The following is a 14956-nucleotide window of genomic DNA, read 5'->3' as shown; positions in this document are numbered from 1 at the left end:
TCCTCAGGAGGGCCCATGACCACCCGCACGCTGAACCTGGACGACTCGCTTTACCAATACCTTCTCGACGTTTCCCTGCGTGATACACCCGTCAAGGCGCGCCTGCGCGCCGAGACCGCCAGTCTGCCGATGTCCCGTTGGCAGGTCGCCCCGGAGCAGGGGCAGTTCCTTGCCCTGCTGGTCAGGCTGACCGGCGCCAAACGCATCCTCGAGATCGGCACGTTCACCGGCTACAGCGCCTTGTGCATGGCCGAAGCTTTGCCAGAAGGCGGCCACATCCTCTGCTGTGATCTTCCTGGTGAGTACAACGAAATCGCTCGAGGTTACTGGCGTGACGCTGGCGTCGATTCGCGCATCGAACTGTGCCTCGGCCCCGCTCTGGCCACGTTGGAGGCCCTGGTGGCTGGCGATCAGCAAGGCAGCTTCGACCTGGTCTTCATCGACGCGGACAAGGCGAACTATCCCGCCTATCTGGAGCACGCCCTCACCCTGCTGCGCGAGGGCGGCCTGGTGATCTTCGACAACGTGCTGTGGAGTGGACGGGTGCTGGAGGCGAGTCCTGAAAGTGCGGACACGCGGGCGATCCAGCAACTCAACCTGGCGCTGAAGATGGATGAGCGTGTGGATTACTCGCTGGTGCCGATTGGCGATGGCATGAGCCTCTGCCGCAAGCGCTGAAATCCAGGCAGAAAAGGCACGCCAGTTGGCGTGCCTTTTTCATTTCCAGCGCCTGAATCAGGCTACGTCGACCAGAATCACTTCGCTGTCTTCCAGCGCCGTGACCTTCACCACCACCTCGTCGGCGATGGCGGCACCGTCGCGGGCCAGCAGTTCGACGCCATTGACCTCGACCTTGCCGGTTGCCGGTACCAGGTAGGCGCGGCGACCGTTGCCCAGTTCATACTCGGCGGTCTGGCCGGCCTTCAGGGTGGCGGCGACCATACGGCCTTCGGCACGGATGCGCAGGGCGTCGGCGTCGTTCTCATAGCCGCTGGCCAGGGTCACGAAGCGCCCGGCGCGGTCGCCCTTCGGGAAGGGTTTGGCGCCCCAGGACGGCGTGCCCCCGCGTACCGAGGGGATGATCCAGATCTGGAAGATCTTGGTGACATCCTTCTCCAGGTTGTACTCGGAGTGCACGATGCCCGAGCCAGCGCTCATCACCTGCACATCGCCCGCTTCAGTACGGCCCTTGTTGCCCAGGCTGTCCTGGTGGGTGATCGCACCCTGGCGGACGTAGGTGATGATTTCCATCTCGCGGTGCGGGTGTGGCGGGAAGCCGGTGCCGGCGGCGATTTCGTCATCGTTCCAGACGCGGAGGTTGCCCCAGTCCATGCGCTCGGCGTCGTAGTATTCGGCGAAGGAGAAGTGGTGCTTGGCGTTGAGCCAGCCGTGGTTGGCGCCGCCGAGTTGCTGGAAGGGTCTGCGTTCGATCATGACTTAGTCCTCGTGGGGCGCGGCTGGCCGGTGGGCCAGTCCGCGCGGTTCATGGGACTATCTTCTCTCGCACTCGATCGATAAAAAAGCGCAAATATCGGCGTATATTAATCGAATAATTTGATTTTATTCGGCTGCGCGCTTCTCGCCCTGATCGAGGAACTTGCTGAGGAACTGGCGGGTGCGTTCTTCCCTGGGGTGAGCGAACAGTGCCTTGGCGTCGCCCTGTTCGACGATCACGCCCTTGTCGATGAAGATCGCCCGGTTCGCGACGTCGCGGGCGAAGCTCATCTCGTGGGTGACGATGACCATGGTGCGCTTTTCCTGGGCCAGGCCTCGGATGGTGGCCAGGACCTCACCGACCAGTTCCGGGTCCAGCGCCGAGGTGGGTTCGTCGAACAGGATGACGTCTGGTTGCATGGCCAGGGCGCGGGCGATGGCGACGCGCTGTTGCTGGCCGCCGGAGAGACGCTTGGGGTACGAGTCCTCCTTGCCGGCCAGGCCGACTTTCGCCAGCAGCTGGCGGGCGCGCTCGATGGCCTGGGCGCGCGGCTCCTTCTTCACGATGATCGGACCTTCCACCACGTTCTCCAGCGCGGTGCGGTGGGGGAACAGGTTGAAGTTCTGGAAGACGAAGCCTACATGTTGGCGCAACTTGCGGATCAATCCTTGCTGGCTGCTGAGCGGCCTGGATGCATCGATGAGGATCTCGCCGACCTTGATCGTGCCGCCGTTAGGCACCTCCAGCAGGTTCAGGCAGCGCAGCAGGGTGGTCTTGCCCGAGCCGCTGGGGCCGATGATCGCGACCACTTCGCCGGCCTCGACGGTCAGGTCGATGCCCTTGAGCACCTCCTGGCCGCGGAACTGCTTGGTCAGCTGGCGTACTTCGATCATGCGTCGTGCTCCTGGTCATGACGGTTGACCCGGTCTTCCAGGCGGTTCTGCAGGTGCGACAGGATGCTCGCAAGGATCCAGTAGATCAGTGCGGCAGCGAGGTACATGGTGAAGACCTCGAAGGTGCGTGCAGTAATCAGCTGGGCCTGGCGGAACAGTTCCGGGACCTGGATGGTGGCGGCCAGGGCGGTGTCCTTGACCAGCGAGATAAAGCTGTTGCCCAGCGGCGGCAAGGCAGTGCGCGCGGCCTGCGGCAGGATCACCCGGCGCAGAGTCTCGGCGCGGGTCATGCCGATACTGGCGGCAGCTTCCCACTGGCCCTTGTCGATTGAGCCGATGGCGGCGCGGAGGATTTCGCAGACGTAGGCGGCCATGTTCAGCGAGAAGCCGATCAGCGCCGCCGGCAGCGGGTCAAGTTCGATGCCGGCCTGGGGCAGGCCGTAATAGATCATGAAGAGCTGGACCAGCAACGGCGTGCCGCGGAAGAACGACACATAGATGCGCGCGATCCAGCGCATGGGGGTGAAACCGTACAGGCGCATCAGCGCCAGAACGAATCCGAGCAGCAGTCCGAAGAACATGCCGCCTACGCTGAGGACTACCGTGAAGACCGCGCCCTTCAACAGGAAGGGCGCGGAATCCAGCGCAAGCTGCAGGCTTTCTTCGATCATTGGGTGACGTCAGCCTGGAACCACTTCTCCGACAGTTTTTTCAGCGTGCCGTCGGCCCGGAACTTCTCGATGGCCTTGTTCAGCGCCGCGAGCAATTCGGGGTTGCCCTTGCGCAGGGCGATGCCGGCTTCCTGGCGGGCGAAGGGGGCGCCGGTCAGCACCATGGCGCCCTTGGTCTTGTTGACCATGTCGAAGGCCGCCAGGCGGTCCACCAGGATCACGTCGATGCGGCCGCTGCGCAGGTCCTGGAACTTGGTCGGGTCGTCTTCGTAGGTACGCACGTCAGCCTGCGGCACGTGTTCGCGCAGCCACTGTTCGTAGTTGGTGCCCAGACCCACGCCGACTTTCACGCCTGCCAGTTTCTCCGGCGCGTCGTACTTGCCTTCGTCACCCTTGCGCACCAGCGCCTGGATGCCGGAAACGGTGTAGGCGTCGGAGAAGTCGTACTTCTTCTTGCGCTCCTCGGAGATGGTCACCTGGTTGATCACCAGGTCCAGGCGCTTGGATTCCAGCGCGGCGAGGATGCCGTCCCACTTGGTGGGCTGGAGCTTGGCGGTGACACCCAGTTCCTTGGCGATCAGCTGGGAGAGGTCCACTTCGAAGCCGGCAAGTTGGCCGTTCTCGTCCTGGAAGCTGAAGGGTGGGTAGGTGCCCTCGAGGCCGACGCGGACTTCGCCTTTTGACTTGATCTGGGCGAGCAGGTCGTCGGCGGCCTGGGCCTGGCCGAAGAGGCTGGCGCCGAGGGAGAGGGTCAGGCTGGCAAGCAGGAAATGACGTCGTAGTGCGGAGAAGGTCATGGTGGTCCCCGTTTTTGGTGTTTTAAGCAGGTTAGTCAACGTGTGGCGACTATATGGGCAGAATCGTTATGCAATAAAATAATAAAAAATTACATACCTAGTTCTGATTATCAGCCTGTCCACTTTGCCGGATGGTAAGCAAATAGCGCCGGCGAACCGCCGGTGTGCAGGAACAGGATAGGCCCGGGTTTTACGAAGCGATCACGGCGAATGCCGTCGAGCAATCCGGCCATGGCCTTGCCGGTGTAAACCGGGTCCAGCAGCAGGCCTTCCTGGCTTGCCAGCAGTTGCACCGCCTCCAGCGTGCCGGCATTGGGTTCGCCGTAGCGCGGGCCGAAGTACTCGTCCCACAGTTGTACCTTCGGCAGGGCCTGCGCGTCGCGGCCGAGCAGTTCCAGCGTGCGCTCGACGAGCCCTTCGACCTTCGGCCGTTGAGCCGCGTCGGTCCGCGAGACGGTTACGCCGATGACGTCCAGTTCCGGCAGGGCGTCGGCCAGGGCGATCACCAGGCCCGCATGGGTGCCGGCGCTACCGGAGGCGAGCACCACGGCGGAGAATTCCTGGCCACTGCCATGAATTTGCTCCGCCAGTTCCAGCCCGGCGCGCACGTAACCCAGGGCGCCCAATGCATTGGAACCGCCGATGGGCACGATGTAGGGTTTGCGACCTTCGTGGCGCAGGCGCTCGCCGGTTTGCGCCAGCATCTCGTCCGCGGTATCGAGGTTGGGTACGAGTTCGACTTCGGTGCCGAACAGGTCCAGCAGCAGGCGGTTGCCGTTGCTCAGGTAGTTGCGGTCATCGGTGCCGATGGGGTTTTCCAGCAAGGCCACGCAGCGCAGGCCGAGCTTCGCCGCGACGGCGGCGGTCTGGCGTACATGGTTGGACTGGATCGCCCCGGCGGTAACCAGCGTGTCGGCGCCGGCCTTCAGGGCATCGGCGGCGAGGAATTCCAGCTTGCGTACCTTGTTGCCGCCCAGGGCGAAGGGCGTCGTGTCGTCGCGCTTCACGTACAGCTCGCGGCCCAAGAGTGTGGACAACCGCTCCAGCTTGTCCAGTGGGGTTGGGCCACCCACGAGGTCGAGGCGGGGGAGGCGGGCGAGGGCGTTGCGAATACCGTTCATGGAACTCCTCACGTGGAAGGTGGCGAGAATAATCGTTTGATTCTGGGCGTGTCAGTGCTGAGTCAGCGGCCGTTCCAAAAAATACGCCGCGATGGGTGGTGGCCTTTTAGCACCCCTGTTGGCTCTGGATTTTTGCTGTACCAAATAGGGCACGGTGTGTCGGATTAAGGTGAAATTCGGTGTAGCATCAAGGGCTTCGCCCTCCATGAGGGAGGCTCGCTTTCTTCCAAGGGTACACATGGTTTCCACGACTGAGCCGCAGCGAAAACTGATCATTCAGATTCCCTGCTTCAATGAGGCAGACTCCCTGCCGGTCTGCCTGGCCGAGCTGCCGCGTGAAGTGAGTGGGTTCACCCAGGTCGAATGGCTGATCATCGATGATGGCAGCAGCGATGCGACGGTCGAGGTAGCGCGGGCTCACGGTGTCGATCATGTAGTGCGGCATGCTGGCAACAAGGGCCTGGCGCGTGCGTTCATGTCCGGATTGGACGCCTGCCTGCGTCTCGGGGCGGATGTGATCGTCAATACGGATGCCGACAATCAATACTGCGCGGCCGATATCCCCGCCTTGACCTTGCCGATTCTCGAACATCAGGCCGATCTCGTCATCGGCGCAAGGCCAATCAGTGCGATCGAGCATTTCTCCCCGGTGAAAAAAGCCCTGCAACGGTTGGGCAGCTGGGTGGTGCGTGTCGCCAGCAAGACCGATGTTCCGGATGCCCCGAGCGGTTTCCGGGCGATCAGCCGGGCCGCTGCGCAACGGATGATGGTGTTCAGCGATTACACCTATACGCTGGAAACAATCATCCAGGCGGGGCAGAAGAACCTGACGGTGGTCTCGGTGCCGATCCGGGTCAATGCGGACCTGAGGCCGTCCCGACTGGTAAAGAGTATTCCGTCGTACATTCAGCGCAGCATTGTCACCATCATCCGGATTTTCATCGTCTACCGTCCTTTCCGGTTCTTCGGCAGCATTGGCATCGCACTCTTTTCGGTGGGCGTGCTGATTGGCCTGAGGTTCCTCTGGAAGTATGTTTCCGGCGACGGAGAGGGGCATGTTCAATCGCTGATCCTGGCCGGGGCGTTGTTGGGAATGGGGTTCCAGACCCTGCTGATCGCTTTCGTGGCGGACCTGCTGTCGGCCAACAGAAAGCTCCTGGAAGATATGCGCGTCAAGGTAGCCGAGCTGAGCAAAGATGACTGACGAGACGGGTTTCAAGGCGCTGCGCGGAGCGCTGGCGGCAGGCCTCCAGAAGGAGACCTCATGGGCATCAAGGTAGCTGGCGGCGTTCGGGAGAACGGCGTTGTCGTTGGTAATGCCTATGACAAGTACGGTTCCCGGAACTGGCTGGTCAAGCGGATCATGGCCGGTTTCGAATTCGCCCTGTCCGGCCTGGTGGAGCGGGCGGCGCCAAAGTCGATCCACGAAATCGGCTGCGGTGAGGGGTACTGGGTCTTGCGCTGGCTCGAGGAGGGGCGTCAGGCCAGGGGGTGCGACTTTTCCACCCATGCTATCGACCTTGCCAGACAGAATGCCGACGCGCGGGCGCTCGATTCCGAGCGTGTCTTCGACGTCAGAAGCATCTATGACTTGCAGTCCGCGGAGGATTCCGCCGATCTGGTTGTCTGTTGTGAAGTGCTTGAGCATCTGGAGGATCCCGACGCCGGCATGCGCGCTCTGCAGCGCGTGGCGACGGGCCACCTGATTCTGAGCGTGCCCCGGGAGCCGCTCTGGTGCGTTTTGAATCTTGCTCGTGGAAAGTACATCGGTAGCCTGGGCAATACGCCGGGCCATCTGCAGCACTGGTCCGCCCGTGGTTTCGTGAGATGGGTCGAGCAGTATTTCGAGGTCATCGAGGTCCGCTCGCCATTGCCCTGGACCATGCTGCTCTGCCGTCCCCGCCGCTGAGATGGCGTTCTCCTGGCGCAAGCTGCTGCACTGGGGCGGCAGTTTCCTGGCTGTGCTCAGCCTGCTGTTCGTGGCTCTGCGCCTCAGGCAGTACGGTACTCAGTTCGATCCGGCGGCAATCTCTTTCTCGCACTGGTTGATCATTGCCGGGCTGGCTCTGACCTACGCGCTGGCCAATGGGCCGCTCGTGCTGGCCTGGCACTGCCTGTTGCGGCGCTTTGATATCCGCGCGTCCCGGCGCTGGGCGGTCAGGGCTTACGGGCTCTCGCAACTGGCCAAGTATCTGCCGGGGAACATCCTCCATGTCGCTGGCCGACAGGCGCTGGGGATGGCCGCGGGTTGGCCGGGCCGCGGGCTGGCCAAGTCCATCGCTTTTGAGCTTGCGCTACTGGCGGGGGCGGGCGGGTTGTTCGTTGTCTTGCTGGTCCCGGTACTTTTACCCGCGCTGCCCTGGCTGCTGGGGCCGGTGATCTGGTGCCTGGCCGTTGTGCTCGGAATGTACGGCGTGTATCGCTTCCTGGGCCGGGACGGAGTCCTGGCGCTGGCATGGCAGATTCTGTTTTTGCTGATCTCCGCGTCGATCTTCGTTGTGCTGGTGGAGCTGACCGCTTTGCAGACCGTACTCCCTGCCCATGAATGGCCCATTGTTGCGGGGGCCTTCGTCGTAGCCTGGCTGGTCGGACTGGTCACGCCTGGCGCACCGGCCGGCGTCGGCGTGCGGGAGTTGGTCCTGCTGGTCGTACTCAAGTCTATGGTGGCTGAAGCGGACTTGCTCCTGGCGGTGGTGCTGGGGCGAGTGGTGACGGTCTGCGGGGATCTGCTGTTCTTCTGCGCTGCGTTGGTCGTGCGGGATCTGGATTCAGGAAAGCATTGATGAACTGGTTGTCCAAGAGTGGTTTCAGTCGGTACCTGGTGCTGTGCCTTGCAATAGCCTTTGTGTGCCTGTTGAACAATGCCGTGCCGGGCCTTCTGACCCCGACGCTGGGCCAGGCTGTCTGGACCACGGGGTTCGCCCAGTCGTTGGCCAATCATGGGCTGGGCTCGCTATATGCCCAGGACATTGGTGTACCCAGCAGCGCTGCCATTGCCTTCGGTCTGGCCGGCGCCTGGCCGGTGAACATCCTGTTGCGGCTCGGGCTGCAGCCCGCCGATGCCTATTCGATGATGGTCGCGCTCTGGCTGATCGTGGCGTTTCTGGCCGCGCGGCAGATTGCGCTGCGATTGGGTTGCACGCCAAACCTGGCCACACTGGGCGCGGTGGTGTGGGCGACCCAGCCGGTCATTTGGGCACATGCCGGCTATAGCATGCTCTCCCTGGGAATCGCGCTGCTTCCTTTCTATTTCTGGTCGCTGATGCGCCTGCTAGATACCACAGTCAAGCCTTTGGCCGGTGCTGCGGGGTATCTGGTTGCGGCCTTCATTGCGGTGTTCATGGACGGATACACCTTTGTGATGTTCGCCGTCGGCTCCAGCCTCGCACTGTGCTACGCCTTGGTTTTCCAGGTGCTGCCGCGCGCCAGGGTACTCTTCTGGGCGATGCCTGTTCATCTCGCAGGCTTCGCGTTGGCCTATTGGTCCTACACCCGCTACGTCGGAGTTGCCGAGTTTTCCAAGTCGCCGCTTGAATTCTTCCGGGGGTGGGGGCTGGATCTGAGCTACCTTGTCGCGCCCAGTCGAGGCGTCTTGTGGATTCCGGATCTCCTGGGCCTCAGTGAGTATCGTTCTGCCGAGCGCTTCTATGGCGATGTATCGACCTGGCAGACCACCTTCGCCTTGCCATTGCTGTTGGCCGCAGGAGTGGCAACAGCTCTGTCTCGTCGTCGCCGGGCATTGACCGTGACGCTGATTGGCGCACTGCTGTTGGCCTACTATCTGGCGCTCGGGCCTTCGCTCAAGGTTCACTCGATCAAGCCGCAGGGTGTGCCGGACCAGCGCGCCGAAACACTTGCGCCCTTGATGCCGGCAGAGCGCGCACTCGCTCCGACGGGGACCGCCTGGGTCTGGGAGCATTTGCCGGGCTTCAATTCCATGCGCGCGGTTTATCGCTGGGCTGCGCTGGGTGTTTTTGCTGCCTGGCTTCTCCTCATGCTGCACGCGCCAGACATGCATAGGCGCCGCCTTGGCTGGGTATTGTTGGGCAGCCTGACCCTGCTCAACCTTCCGCACATGATTGCGCATTGGCGATGGGGAGAGGACTCTCGCTCTATGTTCGCCCTCATGGACGGGCAGATGGTCGAGCCGCTGGGTAAACAGTTGTATCCGGGGGAATTGGTGGCCTTTGTCCCCTGGGGCAACGATTTCATGGCGAATTACATGGCGTCCAGGCTCAAGGTTCGCACTTTCAATATCGGCGGCGACAAGAACCTTGAAAAGGCCTACCAGCGGTGGCCCCCGGCGTTTCAAGCCATGGGCGCCGGGGCCCCAGCCGCCCTGGATGTCGAATCGCTGACCCGCCTGCTGCTGACAAAAGATGCGGACGCGCTCGTATTCCCCTACATCGACATGCTCTGGGCGGTGCGTGTTTGGCCCTGTCTCGAGCAGACCAGCATGCGCCTTGCTGTGGAGCAGAGGGCGGACCTCGAACTGGCCCCCCACTTCTCCTGCCCTGCGGATATCCGACAGCAAAGGCATGATCTTGTGCAGCGGCTGGCCCAATCGCCCTGGCTGCAGGTCGAGGACGGTGAATGGTTCGCCACCGTACGCCTGAAGTCTCCCGCTCAGATGCAGCAGGCGCTCGGCCAATGGGCGGAGAAGATCCAGTTCCCCATCGTGATTCGTCAGGGCTTCAGTGAGCTGGATTCCGTGCTCGCCGCGGGATGGTATCCGGTGGAATCCGGACATGTCTGGTCCGGGAGCAAGGCTCGCTTGCAGCTGCCGATTCCCCGTGGTTGTCAGGACCGTCTTTGTGAATTCCAGCTCACCCTGGGGGCATTCGCCGCCAGTGCGGACAGGCACGTAGGCGTCAGCTTGAGGCAGAGTTGCCGTGGTATCGACTGGAGCGAGTCGCACCAGAGCGTCACTCCTGACCCGCGGATCTACAGTGTGCCGGTTTGCACCGAAGGTTCCGTGCAGAGTGTCTGGGTCGAGGTCGACAAGCCTGAGTCGCCTCAGCGGCTTTACGGCTCCCAGGACGTCCGGGTGCTGGGCGTCTCCCTGACGCGCATCGAATTGCATGAAGTGAAGTAAAGGCGTAACGGAGTTTTCCACCGCGGCGCCTCCCTGCAGCAGTAGGTGCCGTTGTCTGCAAGGGCTGTGAATCAATGTGCGGACAGCGGCGCGGCGAACCGCTACGCTCCACGCTCAGATCCGGAAGCCATAACCGGGCGATAACGAAAACAGGAAAACCAGGGCGGGAAATCCGATGACATCAGCAGTACCTTCACGCGCTTCGCTGCAACGCTGGACGCTTCAGCTGCTCGGCGCACTGGCCCTGATACTGGGGCTGAGCAGCCCGGCGCTGGCCGACCGGGTGATTCCTTCGGGGATGATGGTGGGTTTCGTCGACAGTGCGGTTTATCCGGTGATCACCCTCAAGCGGCCGAAGCCGAGCCTGCTGCGCCAGGTGATCACTATCGGGTTGTACCAGAAGACCATCAGCTATCCGCTGTCGGTCAGCATCCGCATCCGTGATGAGGACAACCGCTTCATGGTCTACGGCATGCTGCCGAAGATCGCCGGCAAGTTCGTCGGTATCAAGATGGGCCTGGATAGCCGAATCAGCCAGATCTGGGTGATGACCGAAGCCGAAGCGACCGAGTACGTGACCCGCCCGGACACGCTGTTCCCGCCGAGCTGATGGCTTTGCGTGCCGGTTGAAGGCCCGGCCCGCGCCGTTCGTGCGGGCGGGCAGCCGGCAGAGGGCGACTTCGGCTATCATGTGCACCGATTCAAACCTTTCAGAACCGGTCTACCCATGACGTCCTCTCAGCAGCCGCCCCGCGACGAAAGCGCCGACAACGCGCAGGAACAACCCAAACTCTCCCTGGCCGAGCTGGCCAAGGCCGCACTGGCTGCGCAGCAGCAGGCGAAAACCGCCTACCAGCATCGCAAGCCTCACGACCAGGCCGAGTACCGCCCGCCGCACCCGCGCGGCTCGCGTCGCTCGATGGGCAAGCGCTGAAGTAGCCTCTCGTCTGAAACACCGTCAGCCGGCGCTCTTGTGGGGGCGCTGGCTGAACTGCGGCGACCGGTATCGGTCGTATCCGCATCGGCCTTGCCATGCTGGCTGGCCATTCCCGCTCTCGCGAACCCGTCACGGATAGACACCTGCGCCCTATGCCCCGGCAGAAGGGGCGCCTCGCGTCCAAGGAGAATCCATGAAAGTCCTCGTTCCCGTCCTTTCCCTGCTGGCCCTCGCCGGCTGCATCACCATGACCGGCAATTACGAAGTCAGTGCCCGTGACGAATCCGGCAAGGCCCTGAGCAACGGCAAGTTCCTCGCCCATGGCAGCGGCATCTATACGGTGCGCAACTCACTCTGCTCGGTCTATCCGAAGGCCATCGTCACCATCAAGGACGTGGAAACGGATCAGGAGCTGGAAGGCGAAAGCCCCTACCACTGTCGCTGAGCCCTCTTACGGGGCAGGCGGCGTGAACTTTTGCTGCTGCCCCTGCTGCAACGTCCACTCCACCACCTGCGCGGAAAGCTGGTCGGCCGCCTTGCCGAAGGCGCTGACCACTTCGGGCACCTGCTTGCCGTCCACCGGCTGGCGGACCTCGAAGGTGTGCGAGGCAACGATGCGCTGGCCGAGGGTGCGCACCAGGCGCGCGTCGTAGCGGATGTGGATCACCGGCTGGCCGTTCTGGTACTCGCTCTGGAAGGCGCGCAGCTCGCCGGTCAGGTCGAGGTCGGCCTGCAGGCTGGCTTCGTCGCTGCTCAGGGCGTGTACGCTGCTGTTGGCGGTGAAGGCGTCGAGCAGACGGTCACGCAGCAGGCCCGGTGCACGGTTGCTCCAGCGCGCGCCCTGGTAGCTGCTCAGCTGGTTGCCCTGCGGGACCACGGCGATGCGGTTGCTGTCCAGTGCCAGGCTGGCGTTGGGGGCGCTGACGCGCAGCGACCAGTTGACCGCCGCATTGCTGCGCGCGGGTTGCTGGGTGGCGGGCAGCAGGTAGAAGTCCGGGCTCTCCGCTTCCGGGAGGATCGAGCAGGCGCCCAGCAGGCTGACCAGGGCGGCGACACCGAGCAGGCGGGGAAGGGCGGTCATGGCTGGAACTCCTTGTTGCGCTCGCGGCCGAGCAGGTAGCCGGTGGGGTTCTCCTGCAGGCGGCGGGTGACGCCGCGCAGGTCTTCCAGGGTGGAGCGCAGTTCGCGGATCGCCGGGCCGATCTCGCCCAGGCCATTGAGGCCGCCATTCACCGAGTCGTAGTTGCTGCCCAGCAGTTGTTCCACGCGCTCGCTGCTGGTGCGCAGGGAGGCGAGGGTCTTCTGGGTGTCGTCGAGGATGTCCTGGCCCTTGCCGCCCAGGGTCTGGTTGGCCCGTTCGAGCAGCTGGCTGGCGTTGGCCAGGGTGATGCGCGCCTGCTCGCTGGCGGCGGCCAGTTCCTTGAAGGTCTGGCGGATGTCGTCGCGTTGCTCGGCTACCACGCCGGTGGCCTGGTCGATGTGGTCCAGGGTGCGGCTGATGCGGTCGACATTCTCCTGGGAGAACATGCGGTTCACGTTGTTGATCAGGTTGTTGATGTTGGTCGCGATGTCCTCGCCGTTGGCCAGCAGTTTGGCGAAAGGCGAAGGGATGGTCTTGATCACCGGCACCTCGCCGTCCTTGCTGGCCAGCGGTGGGCTGTCCTGGGCGGCGCTGGAGAGCTGGATGATGGCCTGGCCGGTGACGCCGGTGAGGGCCAGCTTGGCGCGCGTGTCTTCGCGGATCGGTGTGCTGTCGTAGACGCGGATGCGTGCGCGGACCTTGCGCGGGTCGTTCGGGTCCAGGCGCAGGGACACCACGTCACCCACGCGGATGCCGCTGTACTGCACGGTGCCGCCCTCGGACAGGCCGGTCACCGCCTCGTTGAAGATCACGTCGTAGATCTTGTACTTCTGGTCGTTGCTCGACTGCGCCAGCCACAGAGCGAAGAGCAGCGCGCCGATCGACACGACCAGGGTGAACAGGCCGATCAGCACGTGATGGGCACGGGTTTCCATTCAGTTTTCCTCCCGCAGGTGTTCGGTGGCCTGCAGCGCAGCACGGCCGCGCGGGCCGTGGAAGTAGTCCTGCACCCAGGCGTCGTCGGTCCGGGCGACCTGCTCCAGCGGCCCCACCACCAGCACGCGCTTCTGCGAGAGCACGGCGACGCGGTCGCAGATGGTGTAGAGAGTGTCCAGGTCGTGGGTGACCAGGAACACCGTGAGGCCGAAGGCGTCGCGCAGGGTCAGGATGAGTTGGTCGAAAGCCGCCGCGCCGATGGGGTCGAGGCCGGCGGTGGGTTCATCGAGGAACAGGATGTCCGGGTCCAGCGCCAGGGCGCGGGCCAGGGCCGCGCGCTTGACCATGCCGCCGGAAAGCTCGGCGGGGTATTTGCCGCCGGCGTCCGGCGGCAGGCCGGCGAGGGAAATCTTCACCTTGGCCATGAACTGCGCATCGGCGCGGGACAACCCGGCATGCTCGATCAGCGGCAGGCAGATGTTTTCGCTCACGGTCAGCGAAGAGAACAGCGCGCCATTCTGGAACAGTACGCCGAAGCGCCTTTCCAGCTTCGAACGCTCGAGCGTGGACAGCGCTGGCAGGTTCTGCCCGAACACATGCACGCTGCCTTCGCTGGGCTGGCGCAGGCCGATGATGCTGCGCAGCAGCACTGACTTGCCGGTGCCCGAACCGCCGACCACGCCGAGGATCTCGCCCTTCATCACGTCGAGGTCCAGATGCTCGTGCACGGCATGGGTGCCGAAGCGGTTGGCGAGGTCGCGGACGACGATGATCGGTTCGCTCACCAGCCCATCTCCATGAAGAACAGTGCGAAGACCGCATCCAGCAGGATCACCACGAAGATCGACTGGACGACGCTGGAGGTCGTGTGCTCTCCCACCGACTGCGCACTGCCGCTGACGCGGAAGCCTTCCAGGCAGCCGATCACGGCGATGATGAAGGCAAACACCGGGGCTTTGACGATGCCGACCAGGAAGTGCTGCACGGCGATATCGTTCTGCAGCATGTAGAGGAACATGCGCGGCGAGATATCCAGGGCGAGGGCACAGACCACGCCGCCGCCGAAGATGCCGGAGATCATCGCCAGGAAGGTCAGCATTGGCAGGGTCAGCAGCAGGGCCAGCACCCGCGGTAACACCAGCAGTTCCACAGGGTCCAGGCCCAGGGCCTGGATGGCGTCGATTTCCTGGTTGGCTTTCATCGAGCCGATCTGCGCGGTGAAGGCACTGGCGGTACGGCCGGCAAGCAGGATCGCGGTGAGCAGCACGCCGAATTCGCGCAGGAAGGAGAAGCCCACCAGGTCGACGGTGTAGATCTGTGCGCCGAATTTCTGCAGCACCGTGGCGCCAAGGAAGGCCACCACCGCGCCGACCATGAAGGTCAGCAGGGCGACGATGGGCACGGCGTCCAGCCCGGTTTCCTCCATGTGCGCGGCCAGCGAGGTGAGCCGCCAGCGTCTTGGGCGCAGCAGGTTGCGCAGGAGCGTCTGCAGGGTCAGGCCGATGAAGCCGAGCAGGCCGACCAGGTGCTCGCGGAAGGTCAGGGTGGCGATGCCGATGCGTTCCAGCACGTCGACCAGCGCGTTGCCCGGCTCCGGCGCCTTTTCGTCCAGGCGGCACTGGGTGATGGCGCTGCCGACGGCGCGCAGCAATGCCTGGCGTTCGGCGGAGAGGTTGCGGGCGATCTGTTCCAGCTGGCTCATGCGCGCGCCGCCGATGATCTCGGCGAGCAGGGCGGCGCCGGCGGTGTCCAGCGCGCCGAGGCCGGCGAAGTCCAGCGCGGCGGGGGACTCGGCGTGACGCTGGGCGGCTACCTGGGCTTCCAGCGCGGAGAAATGCGCGAGCGTCCAGTCGCCGCTGACGTGCATCAGCGGTGGGCTGGCGGAGGTGTCGAGCTGAAGCTGGCCGGGCTGGGCGGTCATCGTCATGGTTCGCATTCTAGCGGAGTTACACAGTGCCATGATTGGACAGGTGTGTCGCATTGTAGAGCG

17 protein-coding genes are annotated in these 14956 nt (G+C 63.8%); 8 read left to right on the top strand and 9 right to left on the bottom strand.

All coding sequences use genetic code 11. The features are described 5' to 3' along the window. The first annotated feature begins 15 nt into the window (after positions 1–15). The gene (locus IB275_RS23305; RefSeq protein ID WP_192291428.1) at positions 16–678 is read left to right on the top strand and encodes an O-methyltransferase; all 663 of its coding nucleotides are present in this window, start codon (positions 16–18) and stop codon (positions 676–678) included. 57 nt (positions 679–735) lie between these two features. Here IB275_RS23305 and IB275_RS23300 read toward each other — a convergent pair whose 3' ends face one another. From IB275_RS23300 to IB275_RS23280, 5 genes are all read right to left on the bottom strand, one after another. Continuing rightward, complete coding sequence (locus IB275_RS23300; RefSeq protein ID WP_192291426.1) at positions 736–1434, bottom strand: pirin family protein; 699 nt, start codon at positions 1432–1434, stop codon at positions 736–738. A gap of 126 nt (positions 1435–1560) precedes the next feature. Continuing rightward, positions 1561–2328, bottom strand: a complete 768-nt coding sequence (gene tcyN / locus IB275_RS23295) for an L-cystine ABC transporter ATP-binding protein TcyN (RefSeq protein WP_192291424.1) — start codon at positions 2326–2328, stop codon at positions 1561–1563. Further along, complete coding sequence (tcyL, locus tag IB275_RS23290) at positions 2325–2996, bottom strand: cystine ABC transporter permease (RefSeq protein WP_192292527.1); 672 nt, start codon at positions 2994–2996, stop codon at positions 2325–2327. The genes tcyN and tcyL overlap by 4 nt, the downstream gene beginning before the upstream one ends. Beyond that, entirely contained in the window at positions 2996–3796 is an 801-nt protein-coding gene (tcyJ, locus tag IB275_RS23285) for a cystine ABC transporter substrate-binding protein (protein WP_192291422.1), read from the bottom strand. Before tcyJ ends, tcyL begins: the two co-directional genes overlap by 1 nt. Before the next feature lie 110 nt (positions 3797–3906). Continuing rightward, on the bottom strand, positions 3907–4917 hold the full coding sequence (locus IB275_RS23280) for a D-cysteine desulfhydrase (protein ID WP_192291420.1): 1011 nt from the start codon (positions 4915–4917) through the stop codon (positions 3907–3909). 238 nt (positions 4918–5155) lie between these two features. Here IB275_RS23280 and IB275_RS23275 point away from each other — a divergent pair, with 238 nt between their 5' ends. The 7 genes from IB275_RS23275 (at position 5156) to IB275_RS23245 (ending at position 11394) form a co-directional block, all read left to right on the top strand. Then, a complete protein-coding gene (locus IB275_RS23275) occupies positions 5156–6121 on the top strand; it encodes a glycosyltransferase family 2 protein (protein WP_192291418.1) in 966 nt (321 codons plus the stop codon). A 60-nt stretch (positions 6122–6181) separates the two neighbouring features. Further along, complete coding sequence (locus IB275_RS23270) at positions 6182–6826, top strand: class I SAM-dependent methyltransferase (protein WP_225601587.1); 645 nt, start codon at positions 6182–6184, stop codon at positions 6824–6826. 1 nt (position 6827) lies between these two features. Further along, positions 6828–7700, top strand: coding sequence for a hypothetical protein (locus IB275_RS23265; protein WP_192291416.1), 873 nt, complete (start codon positions 6828–6830; stop codon positions 7698–7700). After that, complete coding sequence (locus tag IB275_RS23260; protein WP_192291414.1) at positions 7700–10012, top strand: hypothetical protein; 2313 nt, start codon at positions 7700–7702, stop codon at positions 10010–10012. Before IB275_RS23265 ends, IB275_RS23260 begins: the two co-directional genes overlap by 1 nt. 175 nt (positions 10013–10187) lie before the next feature. Next, on the top strand, positions 10188–10622 hold the full coding sequence (locus IB275_RS23255; protein WP_225601588.1) for a hypothetical protein: 435 nt from the start codon (positions 10188–10190) through the stop codon (positions 10620–10622). Between the two features lie 117 nt (positions 10623–10739). Continuing rightward, a complete protein-coding gene (locus IB275_RS23250) occupies positions 10740–10946 on the top strand; it encodes a hypothetical protein (RefSeq protein WP_045210393.1) in 207 nt (68 codons plus the stop codon). Positions 10947–11142: 196 nt separating this feature from the next. Beyond that, positions 11143–11394 (top strand): hypothetical protein, encoded by a 252-nt coding sequence (locus tag IB275_RS23245; protein WP_151188007.1) that lies wholly within the window; start codon positions 11143–11145, stop codon positions 11392–11394. A 6-nt stretch (positions 11395–11400) separates the two neighbouring features. On the opposite strand, the gene IB275_RS23240 is transcribed toward IB275_RS23245, so the two are convergent. The 4 genes from IB275_RS23240 to IB275_RS23225 are packed head-to-tail and all read right to left on the bottom strand — an operon-like array spanning position 11401 to position 14893. Continuing rightward, positions 11401–12030 (bottom strand): ABC-type transport auxiliary lipoprotein family protein, encoded by a 630-nt coding sequence (locus IB275_RS23240; RefSeq protein WP_192291413.1) that lies wholly within the window; start codon positions 12028–12030, stop codon positions 11401–11403. Continuing rightward, a complete protein-coding gene (locus IB275_RS23235) occupies positions 12027–12965 on the bottom strand; it encodes an MlaD family protein (RefSeq protein WP_081520119.1) in 939 nt (312 codons plus the stop codon). Before IB275_RS23235 ends, IB275_RS23240 begins: the two co-directional genes overlap by 4 nt. Continuing rightward, complete coding sequence (locus IB275_RS23230; protein WP_192291411.1) at positions 12966–13751, bottom strand: ABC transporter ATP-binding protein; 786 nt, start codon at positions 13749–13751, stop codon at positions 12966–12968. It abuts the gene before it with no gap. Further along, the gene (locus tag IB275_RS23225) at positions 13748–14893 is read right to left on the bottom strand and encodes an ABC transporter permease (protein WP_192291409.1); all 1146 of its coding nucleotides are present in this window, start codon (positions 14891–14893) and stop codon (positions 13748–13750) included. The genes IB275_RS23230 and IB275_RS23225 overlap by 4 nt, the downstream gene beginning before the upstream one ends. Positions 14894–14956: the final 63 nt, after the last annotated feature.

Source organism: Pseudomonas sp. PDM21 (assembly GCF_014852505.2).
Lineage (GTDB): Bacteria > Pseudomonadota > Gammaproteobacteria > Pseudomonadales > Pseudomonadaceae > Pseudomonas.
Note: the sequence above shows the minus strand (reverse complement) of the source record. Positions and strands in the feature narration are given on the sequence as shown.

Coding starts and splice junctions, on each gene's coding strand:
- IB275_RS23305 (WP_192291428.1), top strand. CDS start 16: ATGACCACCCGCACGCTGAACCTGGACGACTCGCTTTACCAATACCTT.
- IB275_RS23300 (WP_192291426.1), bottom strand. CDS start 1,434: ATGATCGAACGCAGACCCTTCCAGCAACTCGGCGGCGCCAACCACGGC.
- tcyN (WP_192291424.1), bottom strand. CDS start 2,328: ATGATCGAAGTACGCCAGCTGACCAAGCAGTTCCGCGGCCAGGAGGTG.
- tcyJ (WP_192291422.1), bottom strand. CDS start 3,796: ATGACCTTCTCCGCACTACGACGTCATTTCCTGCTTGCCAGCCTGACC.
- IB275_RS23280 (WP_192291420.1), bottom strand. CDS start 4,917: ATGAACGGTATTCGCAACGCCCTCGCCCGCCTCCCCCGCCTCGACCTC.
- IB275_RS23275 (WP_192291418.1), top strand. CDS start 5,156: ATGGTTTCCACGACTGAGCCGCAGCGAAAACTGATCATTCAGATTCCC.
- IB275_RS23270 (WP_225601587.1), top strand. CDS start 6,182: ATGGGCATCAAGGTAGCTGGCGGCGTTCGGGAGAACGGCGTTGTCGTT.
- IB275_RS23265 (WP_192291416.1), top strand. CDS start 6,828: ATGGCGTTCTCCTGGCGCAAGCTGCTGCACTGGGGCGGCAGTTTCCTG.
- IB275_RS23260 (WP_192291414.1), top strand. CDS start 7,700: ATGAACTGGTTGTCCAAGAGTGGTTTCAGTCGGTACCTGGTGCTGTGC.
- IB275_RS23255 (WP_225601588.1), top strand. CDS start 10,188: ATGACATCAGCAGTACCTTCACGCGCTTCGCTGCAACGCTGGACGCTT.
- IB275_RS23250 (WP_045210393.1), top strand. CDS start 10,740: ATGACGTCCTCTCAGCAGCCGCCCCGCGACGAAAGCGCCGACAACGCG.
- IB275_RS23245 (WP_151188007.1), top strand. CDS start 11,143: ATGAAAGTCCTCGTTCCCGTCCTTTCCCTGCTGGCCCTCGCCGGCTGC.
- IB275_RS23240 (WP_192291413.1), bottom strand. CDS start 12,030: ATGACCGCCCTTCCCCGCCTGCTCGGTGTCGCCGCCCTGGTCAGCCTG.
- IB275_RS23235 (WP_081520119.1), bottom strand. CDS start 12,965: ATGGAAACCCGTGCCCATCACGTGCTGATCGGCCTGTTCACCCTGGTC.
- IB275_RS23225 (WP_192291409.1), bottom strand. CDS start 14,893: ATGACGATGACCGCCCAGCCCGGCCAGCTTCAGCTCGACACCTCCGCC.